Annotated in this window: 14 protein-coding genes; 12 read left to right on the top strand and 2 right to left on the bottom strand. The window is 32.3% G+C overall.

The window, feature by feature from the left end; all coding sequences use genetic code 11:
• Window position 1 precedes the first annotated feature (1 nt).
• Entirely contained in the window at window positions 2-1,444 is a 1,443-nt protein-coding gene (locus VP90_RS02355; RefSeq protein ID WP_262589469.1) for an NAD-dependent succinate-semialdehyde dehydrogenase, read from the bottom strand.
• Window positions 1,445-1,540: 96 nt separating this feature from the next.
• Between VP90_RS02355 and iolD the strand changes: the two genes are divergently transcribed.
• From iolD to VP90_RS02310, 9 genes are all read left to right on the top strand, one after another.
• Window positions 1,541-3,385, top strand: coding sequence for a 3D-(3,5/4)-trihydroxycyclohexane-1,2-dione acylhydrolase (decyclizing) (gene iolD, locus VP90_RS02350; protein WP_262589468.1), 1,845 nt, complete (start codon window positions 1,541-1,543; stop codon window positions 3,383-3,385).
• A 6-nt stretch (window positions 3,386-3,391) separates the two neighbouring features.
• Window positions 3,392-4,549: a Gfo/Idh/MocA family protein gene (locus VP90_RS02345; protein ID WP_262589467.1), complete on the top strand. Its 1,158-nt coding sequence runs from the start codon at window positions 3,392-3,394 to the stop codon at window positions 4,547-4,549.
• Window positions 4,550-4,560: 11 nt separating this feature from the next.
• Window positions 4,561-5,583 (top strand): NAD(P)-dependent oxidoreductase, encoded by a 1,023-nt coding sequence (locus VP90_RS02340; protein ID WP_262589466.1) that lies wholly within the window; start codon window positions 4,561-4,563, stop codon window positions 5,581-5,583.
• A gap of 22 nt (window positions 5,584-5,605) precedes the next feature.
• A complete protein-coding gene (locus VP90_RS02335) occupies window positions 5,606-6,355 on the top strand; it encodes an ATP-binding cassette domain-containing protein (RefSeq protein ID WP_262589465.1) in 750 nt (249 codons plus the stop codon).
• Window positions 6,356-6,357: 2 nt separating this feature from the next.
• Window positions 6,358-7,371 carry an ABC transporter permease gene (locus VP90_RS02330; protein ID WP_262589464.1) on the top strand — a complete coding sequence of 338 codons (1,014 nt, stop codon included), beginning with the start codon at window positions 6,358-6,360 and terminating at the stop codon, window positions 7,369-7,371.
• A gap of 111 nt (window positions 7,372-7,482) precedes the next feature.
• On the top strand, window positions 7,483-8,415 hold the full coding sequence (locus VP90_RS02325; protein ID WP_262589463.1) for a sugar ABC transporter substrate-binding protein: 933 nt from the start codon (window positions 7,483-7,485) through the stop codon (window positions 8,413-8,415).
• Between the two features lie 71 nt (window positions 8,416-8,486).
• Window positions 8,487-8,957, top strand: coding sequence for an RbsD/FucU family protein (locus VP90_RS02320; RefSeq protein WP_262589462.1), 471 nt, complete (start codon window positions 8,487-8,489; stop codon window positions 8,955-8,957).
• Window positions 8,957-9,868, top strand: a complete 912-nt coding sequence (gene rbsK / locus VP90_RS02315) for a ribokinase (RefSeq protein ID WP_262589461.1) — start codon at window positions 8,957-8,959, stop codon at window positions 9,866-9,868. The genes VP90_RS02320 and rbsK overlap by 1 nt, the downstream gene beginning before the upstream one ends.
• Before the next feature lie 11 nt (window positions 9,869-9,879).
• Window positions 9,880-10,641: an SDR family NAD(P)-dependent oxidoreductase gene (locus VP90_RS02310; protein WP_262589459.1), complete on the top strand. Its 762-nt coding sequence runs from the start codon at window positions 9,880-9,882 to the stop codon at window positions 10,639-10,641.
• 3 nt (window positions 10,642-10,644) lie between these two features.
• Here the strand turns inward: VP90_RS02310 and VP90_RS02305 are convergent, their stop codons facing one another.
• On the bottom strand, window positions 10,645-11,646 hold the full coding sequence (locus VP90_RS02305; RefSeq protein ID WP_262589458.1) for a 4-hydroxythreonine-4-phosphate dehydrogenase PdxA: 1,002 nt from the start codon (window positions 11,644-11,646) through the stop codon (window positions 10,645-10,647).
• Between the two features lie 89 nt (window positions 11,647-11,735).
• Here VP90_RS02305 and VP90_RS02300 point away from each other — a divergent pair, with 89 nt between their 5' ends.
• Genes VP90_RS02300 through VP90_RS02290 form a run of 3 tightly spaced genes read left to right on the top strand, consistent with a single transcriptional unit; the run spans window position 11,736 to window position 14,713 of the window.
• Window positions 11,736-12,710: a Bug family tripartite tricarboxylate transporter substrate binding protein gene (locus tag VP90_RS02300; RefSeq protein ID WP_262589457.1), complete on the top strand. Its 975-nt coding sequence runs from the start codon at window positions 11,736-11,738 to the stop codon at window positions 12,708-12,710.
• Window positions 12,711-12,733: 23 nt separating this feature from the next.
• Entirely contained in the window at window positions 12,734-13,240 is a 507-nt protein-coding gene (locus VP90_RS02295; RefSeq protein WP_262589456.1) for a tripartite tricarboxylate transporter TctB family protein, read from the top strand.
• Window positions 13,241-14,713 carry a tripartite tricarboxylate transporter permease gene (locus tag VP90_RS02290; protein ID WP_262589455.1) on the top strand — a complete coding sequence of 491 codons (1,473 nt, stop codon included), beginning with the start codon at window positions 13,241-13,243 and terminating at the stop codon, window positions 14,711-14,713.
• Window positions 14,714-14,715 lie beyond the last annotated feature (2 nt).

The following is a 14,715-nucleotide window of genomic DNA, read 5'->3' as shown; positions in this document are numbered from 1 at the left end:
ATTATACCTTTAATGCCATGTGCGTGTATTTAACGTTTAGATAATCTTTGATCGCCATTGATCCACCTTCACGTCCATAACCAGTTTGTTTGATACCACCAAAAGGCGCTTCTGCTACAGCAACTGCCCCAGTATTAACAGCAACACAACCAGACTCTAACATTTCAGAGCCTCTATTCGCTTGATCCATGTTATTTGTGTACAAATAACTACATAAACCAAGATCATTATTATTTGCTCTTTCAATAACCTCATCAAATGTTTTAAAAGTAAGAACAGGCACTAAAGGACCAAATGGTTCTTCTCTCATAATTGTAAAATCATCTTTTACGTTATCAAAAACAGTTGGTTCATAAAAATAACCTTTGTTAAAATCAGAAGGTCTTTGTCCTCCCATTAAAACATCAGCTCCTTCATTTTTTGTTGTCTCAACTAGTTTTTCAATTTCTTCTAATCTTTTTGCAGTTGTAAGAGGACCAAGCTCTACACCTTCATCCATACCATTTCCGATTTTTAATTTCTTAGCTCTATCCATAAAAGCTCCAAGGAATTCATCTTTTTTATTTTCTTGGATATAAAATCTGTTTGGAGAAATACAAACTTGTCCATTGTTTCTGAATTTTGCAGTAATCGCAATGTCTGCAACTTTATTCATATCAACATCATCACAAACAATAAAAGGTGAGTGACCACTAAGTTCCATCGTTACTCTTTGAACTTTATCTGCAGCTTTCTTTAATATTAATTTACCAACTCTTGTTGAACCAGTGATTGATACTTTTTTAATAATATCAGACTCTAATAATTCATTTGAAATTTCTGCAGGATCACCAGATAACAAATTTACCACTCCATCAGGTACGCCTGCCTCTTTGCAAATATTAACTAATTCCATAACTGCACCTGGTGTAATTACATCTGGTTTACAAATTACAGAGCAACCTGCAGCTAGTGCTGTTGAAATCTTTCTTGCAGCTAAAATGATTGGAAAGTTCCATGGTATTAAAGCAGCCACAACACCTACTGGCTGATAATAAACATGAACTCTTGTATCAGGAAATCTACTTTGAACTGTTTGACCGTAAATTCTTTTTGTTTCTTCGGCATTCCACTCAAATATATCAGCTCCTCCACCAACTTCTCCAACTCCTTCAGCAAGAGGTTTACCAACTTCAAGTGTTAACCATTTTGCAAGAACATCTTTTCTCTCTCTCATTAGATCTGCAATTTTTCTAATGACATATGATCTTTGCCATGGCGTAGTGTTACTCCAAACTTTAAGACCTTTCTCAGCTGACTTTAATGCTTTTTGTACATCCACTGAAGATGCTTTTGATGCTTTTCCAATCACTTCTTCTGTTGCAGGATTGATTACATCATAGGTTTCTTTTTTTTCTGCTTCTTGCCATTTTCCATCAATGAATTGTCCAAATTTGCTATACATAATTTTTTTATTTTTTTTAAGGTTTACTAAGTTAGGTTTTTTATTTTATAAATATAAATATATAAACACTATACATAAAAAAAAATAAACTAATTTATGAAAAAAATCACTCTTACTTGTGCAAATGCAATCGTTAAATATTTAATAGCTCAAAAAATATTAATTAATGGCAAAAAAGAACCACTCTTTCCTGGTGTCTTTGGAATTTTTGGACATGGAAATGTAGCGTGTTTGGGTCAAGCACTTGAAGAAAGTCAAAAAGAATTACCAACCTATAGAGGTCATCATGAACAAAATATGGCTTTAACTGGCATAGGTTATGCTCGAGCTAAAAGAAGACAGCAAATTTTTGTTGCTACTTCATCTGTTGGCCCAGGAGCAACCAACATGGTTACTGCAGCAGCTGTTGCAATGAGTAACAGATTACCAATTTTATTTTTACCTGGTGATACTTATGCAAATAGAATGCCAGATCCAGTATTGCAACAAGTTGAACATTTTAATAATCCAAGCATAACTGCAAACGATGCTTTCAAACCAGTTACAAGATATTTTGATCGTATCACTAGACCTGAACAAATAATTCAATCATTTCCAATGGCAGTTCAAACAATGTTAGACCCTGCCGATTGTGGTCCTGCTTGTATTGCGTTAAGTCAAGATATCCAAGGTCAAACTTTTGATTATCCAGAAGAATTTTTCCAAGAAAAAATTCACACAATTAGAAGACCAAGACCAGATGAATTTCAAATTAAAGAAGCAGCTGAGAAAATTAAATCTTCAAAAAATCCAATCATAATATCTGGAGGGGGAGTTTTTTATTCAGATGCAATGGAAGAATTAAGTCAGTTTGCAATCAAACATAATATTCCAGTTACACAAACTGTAATGGGTTATTCAACAATGAAGAGAGATCATTCTCATTTTGCAGGTCAAATTGGAGGACTTGGTGGAAAAAATACAAACTCATTAGCAAAACAAACCGATCTTGCGATTGCAATAGGTACAAAGCTTGCTGATTTTACAACAGGATCATGGGCAAACTTTGAAAACGAAAATTTCAAATTAGTTTCAATCAATGTATCAAGGCATGATGCTAATAAACATTTAGCTCAAGCTGTTGTTGGAGATGCAAAAGTTTCATTAACTGAACTTTCTCAAGCTTTAGGTGATTGGAAAGCAGGAGAAGATTGGAATAAGAAATCTCAAACAGAACTTAAGTCATGGAATGAACATATAGATAAAGAGAGTGCTCCAACTAATCAGGAGGTTCCAAGTTATGTTCAGGTAATTGGTGCTATTTATAGAAATTCTGATCCAACTGATATTGCAGTTACAGCTGCAGGAGGTTTGGTAGGTGAAGTAATCCAAGTATGGAGACCAAGAGAACTTAATACCCATGAAACAGAGTGGGGTTTTAGTTGTATGAGTTATGAAATATCTGGAGCATTAGGAATTAAGATGGCTAATCCAGATAAAGAAGTGATCTCATTTGTTGGTGATGGTTCTTATCTATTAAATAACACTGATATTTATTCGTCAGTAATTACAAAAAATAAATTGATCATCGTTGTTTGTGATAATGGAGGCTTTGCAGTTATAAACCGACTTCAATTATTCAAAGGTGGAAAAGAGTATAATAACTTATTAAAGAGTTCTAATACTCCTGGTTTAGTAGATGTAGATTTTGCAAAACATGCAGAGAGTATGGGTGCGAAATCTGAACACGTTACTTCAATTTCAGATCTTGAAGCTGCATTTAAAAGAGCTAAAGCGTCTGATGTAACTTATGTTATTTCAATTAAAACTCATGCTTATAAATGGGTAGAAGGATCATCTTTTTGGGATAGTCCAACTTTAGAAATTCCAACTACTAAAGAAAATGAAGAAGCTTTAAAACTTTATAAAGAAGGAAGAAGCAAACAAAGACAAGGTATTTAATCCTTTATGAATAAAGTATTTAAAGTAGGCCTTATAGGATGTGGTCATATTTCAGAAACTTATTTTAGAGCTCAGGAGTATTTCAATAATATCAGAATTGTTAAATGCGCTGATATTAATATGGAAACAGCGAAGAAGTGTGCAATTCATTACAATATTGAAGCTGTAACTGTTGAAGAACTTCTTAAAGATAAAGAGATTGAAATAATTTTAAACCTTACAATTCCTGGCGCACATTTTGAAGTTTCAAAAATGGCTTTAGAAAATGGTAAGCATTCTTATGCTGAAAAACCTATGGCTGTTAACTTTGAAGATGGAAAAAAATTAGTTGAACTTGCTAAAGAGAAAAATCTTTATATTGGAAATGCACCAGATACTTTTTTGGGTGGGGGCATTCAGAAAACTCGTGAACTCATTGATAACGGTGTAATTGGTGACATTAAATTAGGTAATGCTATTTTTGCCTTCCCTGGAGTTCAATCATATCATCCAAACCCAGAACCTTGGTTTGCAGAAAATGAAGGGGGTCCTGTAATAGATATGGGTCCATATTATCTTACCGCATTAGTAAATTTAATTGGTCCAGCAAAACAAGTACAAGGAAGATGTACAAAAGTTTTTGAAGAAAGAGAAATTGGAATAGGCCCAAAAAAAGGTCAAAAATTTAAAGTAGAAACTCCAACAACTTATCTTGCAACTATACAATTTGAAAATGATTGCATTATACAGATTACTTTATCATTTGATGTAGTTGCTCATCAAAGAAACCACATAGAGCTATATGGTAACAAAGGATCAATTATTGTTCCTGATCCAAATATGTTTGGTGGATCTGCTTTTGTTTCAGTGACTGCTGGCGGTAATTGGGGTGAGCACAAAACAGATATGATGCCTTTAGGAAAAATTAACATTAAAAGTCAAAGCTCAAGAGCAAATGAATCTCCAACAAATGCAAATTATAGAGGAGCTGGTCTATCTGAGATGGCTTATGCAATTGATAACAATTTAGAACATAGATGTAACGGTGAACTTTCTTTGCATGTTTTAGATATCATAGACTCAACTATGAGAGCTTCTCAAACAGGTATTCCACAAGAAATAAAGACTACTTGCAAAAAACCTAAACCATTTACGTTAGAGGAAATAAAAAAAATTATGAATTAATTTTTTAACTTATGAAAAAATTAATTGTAATTTCAGATCCTTTCCCAAGAACTTTAGATCTAATTTTTACAAAAAAAAAACTAAAAGAACTCAAAACTAAATACACACTTATTGTAGCCCCAAGTAAAAACAAAAAAAAATTTTATGAAAGCAATATCCACAAAGCTTCATTTATAATGGGTCAACCCGATCTAGATAAAAAGCTTTTGTCAAAAGCAGTTAAATTAAAAGCAATTATAAATGTTGAAAGTAATTTTATGAACAATGTTGATTATCAATATTGTCATAAAAGAGGGATTCATGTCATCGCTACTTCTCCTGTTTTTTCAAAACCTGTAGCTGAAATAGCATTAGGAATGACATTATCCCTATTGAGAAATATTCATGAAGCACATTTAGACTTTCTAAAAGGTAAAGAAAAATATGGCCTAGAAAGTAATCTTAAAGCATCAATGTTGTCAGGGAAAAAAATTGGTTTATTAGGGTTTGGTGATTTAGCAAAATCTCTTTATCCACTGCTTTTACCATTTACAAAAGATATCTCTGTTTATGACCCATGGCTTCCAAATAATGTCGTTAAAAGATATGGATTTCAGCCAATTAATTTAAAAGATATGTTTTCAAAATGTGAGGTAATTTATGTTTTAGCAGCCGTGACAACTGAAAATAAAAATTTAATAGATAAAAAATTGTTAAATAGGATGAAGCCTAATACTTTATTTATTTTGATGAGTAGAGCGGCAGTTGTTAATTTTAAAGATCTGGTCAATAGGGTTAAAAAAGGAGGTATTTACGTAGCTACCGATGTATTTCCAGAAGAGCCTGTAAGAAAAAATGATCCAATAAGAAAAGTTAAAAATATTTTATTTTCAGCTCATAGAGCTGGTGCGCTTACTGAGGCGTTTTATAATATGGGTGATATTGTTTTAAAAGATATGAATTTAATTTCAAAAAACTTGAAACCAAAACATTGCAAAAGAGCTGCATTAAAAACTGTTGGCTTGCTAGCATCAAAACCTGTTGCAATTAATTAAAATTTAATTAACTTTATAATTTATGTCTTCGACCAATAATTTACTTTTAGAAGCTAAAGGGATTACAAAATATTTTGGAACAATCACTGCTTTAGAAAATGTAAATTTAAAAGTTCATGCTGGAGAATGTTTGGGTGTTGTAGGCGACAATGGTGCAGGTAAATCTACTTTAATGAAAGTACTTTCTGGTCTTTACAAACCAAGCTCAGGATCATTATATTTTGATGGCAAAGAACAAATTTTAGAAAGTCCCAGAGACTCCCAAAATTTAGGATTAGAAATGGTTTACCAAGATCTTGCTTTAGCTGGAAACTTACCTATTGGTGAAAATATTTTTTTAGGTAGAGAACCGACTAAAAATATTGGTTTTATGAAATTGTTAGATTTTGACAAAATAAAAAATCTTACTAATGCTCATTTAGAGAAATTAAAAATTAATGTTAAAAGTGCTGATCAAAAAGTAGAGGAATTATCTGGAGGACAAAGACAAGCAGTCGCTATTGCAAGATCAACAGCATTTAATGCTAAAGTAGTAATTATGGATGAGCCAACGGCAGCACTTGCTATTAAAGAAGTTGGCAAAGTTTTAGATTTAATAAATAGTTTAAAAAAAACAGGTGTTGGAGTAATTGTTATCAGTCACAGAATGGATGATATATTCACTGTTTGTGATCGTGTGATGGCATTATTTCAAGGTACAAATTTTGCTGAGTCTAGCTTAACAAATACTTCAAGGGATGAGGTTATTGGTTGGATTATGGGTAAAAAATAATTATGGAAGAAAAAGATAATAAGTTACAAAGTTTACATCTAAAGCTAATTCCATATTTTGAAAAATATGGAATATTACTTTTATTAGTGATCATGATTTTGGTTATGCATATTTTGCAGCCTGACATCTTCTTATCTTGGAGAAATGTAACCAACGTGTTTAAACAAATTTCTTGGCAATCAATGTTAGCACTCGGTGTATTCATGGTGATTGTAACAGCTGGCATAGATCTCTCTGTAGGATCAATAATGATGTTGTCCCTAATGATTTTAGCAGTTATTTCAAAAGCTGGAGCACCCTGGTTTATTGTAATTCTCACTCCTTTAATCGCAGGGTTTTTGTGTGGACTAATTAATGGTTTAGGCATCACTATTTTAAGAATGCCTCATCCATTCATTATGACTTTAGGAACGCTTTATATATTTAGGGGAACAGGAAATTTGATTTCAGGCGGAACGCCTATCAGTGGTTTTACTGATGAAGTTCGTTATCTGGGACATGGAAGAATTGATTTACAATGGCTAGGACTTGAGAAATCCCAATACTTACCAGTCAGTTTAGTTTTAATTGTGGTTGTGTACTTAGTATTCTGGGTTTTTTTAAATAAAAGTAAAACTGGTAAATGGATTTATGCAATAGGAGGGAATCCAAATGCTGCTAGAGCAGCAGGAATTAATGTTAATAAAATTTTAGTCATTGTTTATTCCTTATGTGGATTTTTAGCTGGAATTGGTGCTTTGATTTTGGCTGGGAGAACAGATTCCGGTTACCCTAATGCAGGACTTCAATCTGAACTTGATGCTATTGCAGCATGCATAATTGGTGGCGCCAGCTTCTTTGGAGGAAGGGGAACTGTACTTGGAGTGTTTGCTGGAGTTATGATAATGGGGATTTTAAGAAATGGATTGAACTTAATGGATGTTAGTTCATTCTGGCAACAAGTTTTAATAGGTTCGATTATTGTTTTGGCAGTCTACATAGATGTTTTGAGAAGAGATTTAGGCACAAGAAAATAGTATTAATTATCCTATACAAGTCTTAGTTGATTGGTGATTATAAACAGTTGAATTTTGTTTAAAATTTTTATTTAATTCAACTAATCTTTAAACACAAAAAAAGGAATAACTATGAGAGATATATTTAAAAAACTTACTGTTTTTTTTACAGTGGTATTTTTATCAATAAGCTTAGGTTCAGTTTCTTTTGCTGATGGACATGGTAAAAAAATTCTATTCAGTATTAAAGGACCAGGATCAGGAAATCCTTTCTGGGCATCTGTTACAAAAGGAGCTGAGGAAGAAGCTAAAAAATTAGGTGTAAAATTAATCATGATCGCACCTCCACAAGAGGGTGATGTTCAAGCTCAAATAAATCAAGTTGAAGACCAACTTGCAAAAGGTGTTGATGCTTTGGCGCTTGCACCAGGAGATCCAAATGCTTTTGCACCAATTGTTGATGAGGCAATTAAAAGTGGGGTTCCAGTAGTATTTGTTGACACTAATGGAATTAACGAAGGTGTTACTTTTATTGGTACAAATAATATGAATGGAGCTGAATTAGCAGCTAACTTTATTTGTGATAAAACAGCAAAAGGTTCAGATGTTGCAATTTTAACAGGTATTGAATCTCAATCTACTGCTTTATTAAGAAGAGATGGTGCAATTAAAGGTTTCAATAATTGTGGTCTAAACATTGTAGCCACTCAAACTGCAGAGTGGGATACAGCTAAAGCAAGATCTGTTACTGAATCTATAATCATAAAAAATCCAAACATTAAGGCAATATTTGCTTCTAATGACAATATGGGTTTAGGTGCTATTCAAGCTCTTAAAGATGCTGATATGAACGATGTTGTTGTTGTAGGATTTGATGCAACACCAGATGCAGCAACAAGTATTCTAAAAGGAGAAATGACTGCTACTATTGCTCAGTTCTCATATAATATGGGTGCTTATGGAGTTAAATATGCTCTAGAATTAGCTAATGGTGGAAGTATTGATCCTAACATTGATACTGGAACTCAATTAGTAACAAAAGAAAACGCTAACGAATTTAAATAATAGTTAGTTAAATAATTTTAAAAAGGGTGGAATTTAATTCCACCCTTTTTTTTTATGTACTATAATAATTTATGCTCATTAATATTAATCCTATATTAAGTCCTGATTTGTTATTTCAACTAAGATCGATGGGACATGGAGATAAATTGGTATTGGCAGATGCCAATTTTCCTGCTCATTCTATGAATAAAAATGTAGTTAGATTAGATGGTGTTAACATCAAAGATGCAGCGAGGGCTATACTGTCTGTTTTTCCATTAGACAGCTTTGTCGTTTCTCAAGGAGGCAGGGCAGCAAATAGGATGGAAGTTGACAATAATCCAGATGAACTAACTGATACACATAAAGAATTCATTAAATCCGTCAAAGATATATCTGGAAATAATTGGGAGGTAGGCTCTATTGAAAGACAATTATTTTATGAGGAAGCAAAAAAATCTTATTTAATTGTTACTACAACTGATGCTAGACCATTTGGGTGCTTTATAATGACCAAAGGAGTCGTAAAACCAGATGGAAGTGTTTGGGTTCTTGAAAAATAATGGATGCAATCTGTGTATTTGGAGTTTTTGTAGCTGACCTTTGTTTCTTCGCTGAAACAATTCCAGTTAAAGGTCAAACAGTTTTAGGAAAAAATCATATAGTCGGGCCTGGTGGCAAAGGTTCAAATCAAGCTATTGCAGCTGCAAGATTAAAAGGCGATGTTCATTTCATAACAAAAATTGGTCAAGACACTCATGCTAATATGGCATTAAATCTATATAAAGAAGCTCAATTAAATACAAATTCAATTATCCAAGTTAAAAATCTTTCAACAGGAGTTGCAGGCATTATGATTGATGAAAATGGTAATAACGCAATTAACGTTGTTGCTGGAGCAGCAGCTCATTTAAATAATAAGGATATTGATCAAAATTTAAACACTATAAAAAAATCAAAAATTTTTCTTACACAGTTAGAAACTCCAGAGCAAGTAACATTTTACGCTTTAAGTAAAGCTAAAGAAAATAATTGTACAACAATTTTAAATCCAGCACCTGCAAGAAAAATAGAAGAACAGTATTTTAAATTAATTGATTATTTTACTCCAAATGAAACGGAAGCTGAATTTTATTTAAATAAAAAAATAAAATCAGAAAATGATATCAAAGAAGCTGCAAATCAGTTTTTAAAAAAAGGAGTTAAAAATATTATAATCACATTGGGTGAGAAGGGTGTTTATTATTCCAATGGAAAAGAAGACTATTTTGTTGAGGCGTGTAAATTAAAAAACAATGTTGTAGACACTACTGGAGCAGGTGACGCTTTTAATGGTGCATTTGCTGTAGGATTAGCTAACAGTTTGGAAAATAAAGATGCATTAGTGTTTGCAAACAAAGTGGCAGGAATATCAACAACAAAACTTGGTGCAGCAGCATCAATGCCATTACTTCAAGACGTAGAAAATTACTAATTATAATAAAAATGAAAGTTGAATATTTTGATTTAAAGGGAAAACGAGCTTTAGTTTCAGGTGGAGCATCTGGTATTGGTGCATCAATAGTTGAACATCTTTGTGAACAAGGTGTTGAGGTTTATTTTTTTGATATAGATAAAAAAGAAGCTCAAAAATTAATTTCTAAAATTAAAAAGAAAAAACAAAAAATACCTACTTTTCAATTCTGCAATATTAAAAATATAAAAAAATATAAAACTCTAATTCAAGGTATTATTAAAAAAAAAGGTCCAATTGATATTTTGGTAAATAATGCATCCAATGATCAAAGGCACACACTTGAAGAAGTTACTGAAAAATACTGGGATGACAGAATGGCAATAAATTTGAAACACTATTTGTTTGCCATTCAGGCAGTAAAAAAAAGTATGATTAAAAATAAAGGTGGATCAATAATAAACTTAGGTTCTGTTAGTTGGATTAGGGGAGCCGTAATGTTTCCAGCATACAGTACTGCAAAAGCTGCAATCTATGGTTTAACTAAATCTCTAGCTAGAGATTTAGGACAACACAATATTAGAATAAACTCAATTGCACCTGGTTCAGTTGCAACTAAAAGACAGTCAAAATTATGGTTAAATCCAAAATTTAAAAAAGAAATTCTGGATAAACAGTGTCTTAAAAAACAAGTATTACCTGAGGATGTTTCAAGAATGGTTTTATATTTGGCATCAGATGTTTCATCTGGATGCACTAAACAAAATTTTACGGTAGATGCTGGTTTAATATAAGGCTTAGCTTAACTTCTTTTTATTTTCAGCCATTGATAATGCAATTTTAAATGAATTTAAAATTGGAGCTAAATTAGCTTCATTTTTTCCAGCAATTGCAAAAGCTGATCCATGTGCAGTAGTTGTTACAGGAACTGTTAACCCACCTTGAACTGTAACCCCTCTGTCAAAACCAAATGCTTTAAGTCCAGACTGAAGTGCATCATGATACATTCCAACCATACAATCATGATTTTTATTTTTATAAGCAACCACAAAAGATGTATCGCACGGTAACGGACCATCTGTATTAAATCCAAGTTTTTTTGCCTCTTCTATTGCTGGTATAATTTCATCTTTTTCTTCAGTGCCGAATTCTGCATGTGGGTTAAGTGCTTGAACTGCTATTCTAGGATTTTTTACACCATTCAATTCCATAACTTCATTAATTAATTTAATAGGCTTTAAGATATTTTCTTTTGTTATGTGTTGAGCCACTTCTTTGATTGGAATGTGAGAGGTTACTCTTGCAGTCCAAAAATTATCTATAACATTAAACTCACAACAAAAACTTTTTACATCTAATTTTTCAGCCATTAATTGTAATTCATCTGAATGGGTATTTCCTCCAAGTTTCAAACTTGTTTTATTCATTGGAGCAAAATTGATTGCATCAATTTTTTTTTCTTTAGCAAGATTTAGTGCTAAATCTAAAGCCTCTAAAACACTTTCACCCGATTCTTTTGAAGGTTCAGCTATTTTATATTTATGGTTTTTTCCTTTTGAAATGTCTAATAAAAATCTGTTTGATTTATTAAAATCAATTTGATCAAAGCTTTCTACGACTTCAAGTTGGTGAGAATTGCCAGTTACATTATTTCCACTCTCGAGAATTTGTTTTTCGCCAATAACAACAATATTTGCTTTATTAGTTATTTCTTCACTCAATAATTTTGAAATAAGTTCAGGTCCTATTCCTGCAGGATCACCAAGTAGTAGAGCTATGTTAGCTTTTGTTTGAGTCATTTTTTACTTTACGTTTTGTATCAGAATATGATTATATATTTATATATAAGTTATATATATAAAAACTAAATAAACTAAAGAGGGAAATAATGAAAAAAAGCTTTAAACTATTTTTAGCAGCTGCTTTTTTAGCAACTGAATTTTTTGTTGTAGCTCTTCCATTAATGATCACTTCAGCAAAAGCTGATGGACACCCAATCCAAGCAATTACTCACGCTGGTTTTGGTGGTGGAACTGACGTTACTACTAGAATGATGTTATTAAGAGCAAGAAGAGTTCTTAAACAAGATATGCAGTTAGTTAACAAAAAAGGTGGTGGTGGAGCAGCATCTATGGATTACATGATGTCTTTACCTGCAGATGGTAATCACACTCTAACTTGGACTACTGGTCACGCAGTATCAATGGCTTTAGGAAAAACTAAAGTAAAATTAAGTGATATGCAGCCTTTAGCAAGAGGTACAGATGATCCTCAATTATTTGTTGTTAACTGTAACAATGAAATTAAAGATGCTAAAAAATTCATTAGCGCGCAAAAATCAAAATCACTAAAATATGGAACAACACACACTGGTGGTATTGATGATGTTAGTGCAATTGCATTTACTAAAAAGGGTGGATTAACAGATCCAACTATTGTTGCTTACAAAGGTGTAGCGCCAATTAAAACTAACCTTATCAAAGGTGATATCGATGTAGGTGTTTTAAACTTAGGTGAAGCATTAACTGAAATCAACGAAGGTAAACTTTGTGTATCAGTTGTTTTAGCAAATAATAGAATGGCTAAAATTGGTGACTCTCCAACAGCTAAAGAATTAGGAATTCCTGTTTCTTTATCTACTGTTAGAGGTTTCGTAACTAAAAAAGGTGCTCCAGCAGAAAGAGTTAAACAATTAGAAGCTGGAATGATGAAAGCTATGAGCCACAACTATTACAAAAATTTCTTAACTGAAATTGGTCTTGATGACACTAGTGTAGTTGGTGCTGACGAGTGGGGTAAGCAAATGGAAGAAATGCTTGCTGAAATGACTGCTCAGCTAAAAGCTTTAGGTTACATTAACTAATCTAATTAAAAGTACATTTGCAAATGAAGAATGTACAAAAACAAAAAAGGGCAAACAAAAGTTTGCCCTTTTTTTTTAGAGATGAATTTAAAGTCTCTTTTGTAATTATTTTTATTTCTGTAGCATTATTAATCACTACTTTTACTTTTGATATTGTTCCTCCTATATTGAATAGAGGAATACAGCCTGCAACTTTTCCAAAAGCACTTTTGGTTTTAATAATAGTAATGACTTTATTGATTTATTATTTAGCAACAAAAAATCCTTGGAAGGTTCAAACAAAATTACCAAAGTCATTCTTTTTAACACTTTCAAGTTTTGTGATTTTTTTAATCATTTCTAAGACTTTAGATTTCTTCTTGGCAATTTCAGTTTTATCTATTTTTGTATCGTATTGTTGGGGAGAGAAAAGAATATTTTATTTATTACTTGTTGGAATAATTTTTCCTGTGATTGTCTTTATTTTTTTTGAAACAATTTTAGGTTTAAGATTTCCACCTGGAATTATAACTAACATTTATTACAGCTAGATGGATAATTTATTATTAATGATGGCTCCTTTATTTAGCTCAAAGCTATTATTGGTTTTATTTTTTGGAACATTGTTTGGATTAATTTTAGGAGTGTTACCTGGTTTAGGTCCAACAACTGGTGGTGCATTAATTTTACCATTTACAATGACACTTGATCCATTGTCAGCAATTGTATTGTTAACTTCTATTTATTGTGCAGGTACTTATGGTGGCGCGATAACTGCAGTTCTAATTAATACACCAGGAACACCAGCTGCTGCAGCAACTTGTTTAGATGGTTATCCTTTGGCACAAAAAGGAGAGGCAGGAAGAGCTCTAGGGATGGCTACTGTTTCAAGTACAGTTGGAGGTATTTTTAGTGTTGTAATACTTGTCTTTTTTGCACCTATATTGGCTCAGCTTGCATATGAATTTGGTCAACCAGAATATTTTGCATTAGCTATTTTCGGTTTAACGATGCTTGCATCAATTGGAGAAGGAAGTCCTATAAAGAATTTGATTGCAGGTGCATTTGGAATTTTGATTTCAACAGTTGGTAAAGATTTTATGACGTCAATTGATCGATTTACTTTTGGAATTAATGAATTAACAGAAGGGATTGGCTTTATCCCAGTAGTGGTTGGTTTATTTGCAATGAGTGAGATGTTAACCCAATCAACTTTAATTAATCAGGTATTCAACAGAATAGCTTTAAAAGCAATTAAACTTCCAAGCAAAGATGATTATAAAAAAACTTGGAAAACAATTTTAAGATCAAGTGGTATTGGTTCTTTCATTGGAGTATTGCCTGCAGAAGGTGGAACAGTTGCTTCATTAATTGGATATTCAGAAGCAAAAAGATTTTCAAAAAAACCTGAGGAATTTGGTAAAGGTTCTATTGAAGGTATTGCTGGTGCTGAAGCTGCAAACAATGCAGCAACTGGTGGGGCGATGGTTCCAACTCTTGCACTAGGAATTCCTGGTAGTGCAACAACAGCTGTTATTTTAACTGGTTTAATTATACATGGGGTTAGACCTGGACCTGATTTATTTAGAGAACAACCTGATTTTTTATATGGAATTTTTGGTGCAATGCTTATTGCTAATGTTTTATTCTTTATATTTGGTTTTTTTGGTGCAAAAATTTTTGCAAGAATAACGTTGGTGCCTAATAAAATATTATGGCCAATGATCTTTGCGGTTTCAGTTTGCGGAACCTATTCATTAAATCAATCTATAATTGATGTTTGGATAATGTTATTTTTTGGTGTGCTTGGTTTCTTTATGAGAAGATACGGTTTCTCAGTTGTCCCTGTCATCATTGGGTTAATTTTAGGTGAGTTAGTTGAAGGCACCCTAAGACAATCTCTAGTTATATTTGATGGAAATTGGTTTATGTTTTTCACAAGACCAATAGCTTTAACATTCTTTATTTTATCTTTAATTGCTCTAGCTTTTCCTTTAATAAGAGCAAAAAAAATTAAAAAATAAAG

This window comes from Candidatus Pelagibacter ubique HIMB140, from assembly GCF_025558165.1.
Classification (GTDB): domain Bacteria; phylum Pseudomonadota; class Alphaproteobacteria; order Pelagibacterales; family Pelagibacteraceae; genus Pelagibacter; species Pelagibacter ubique_T.
Note: the sequence above shows the minus strand (reverse complement) of the source record. Positions and strands in the feature narration are given on the sequence as shown.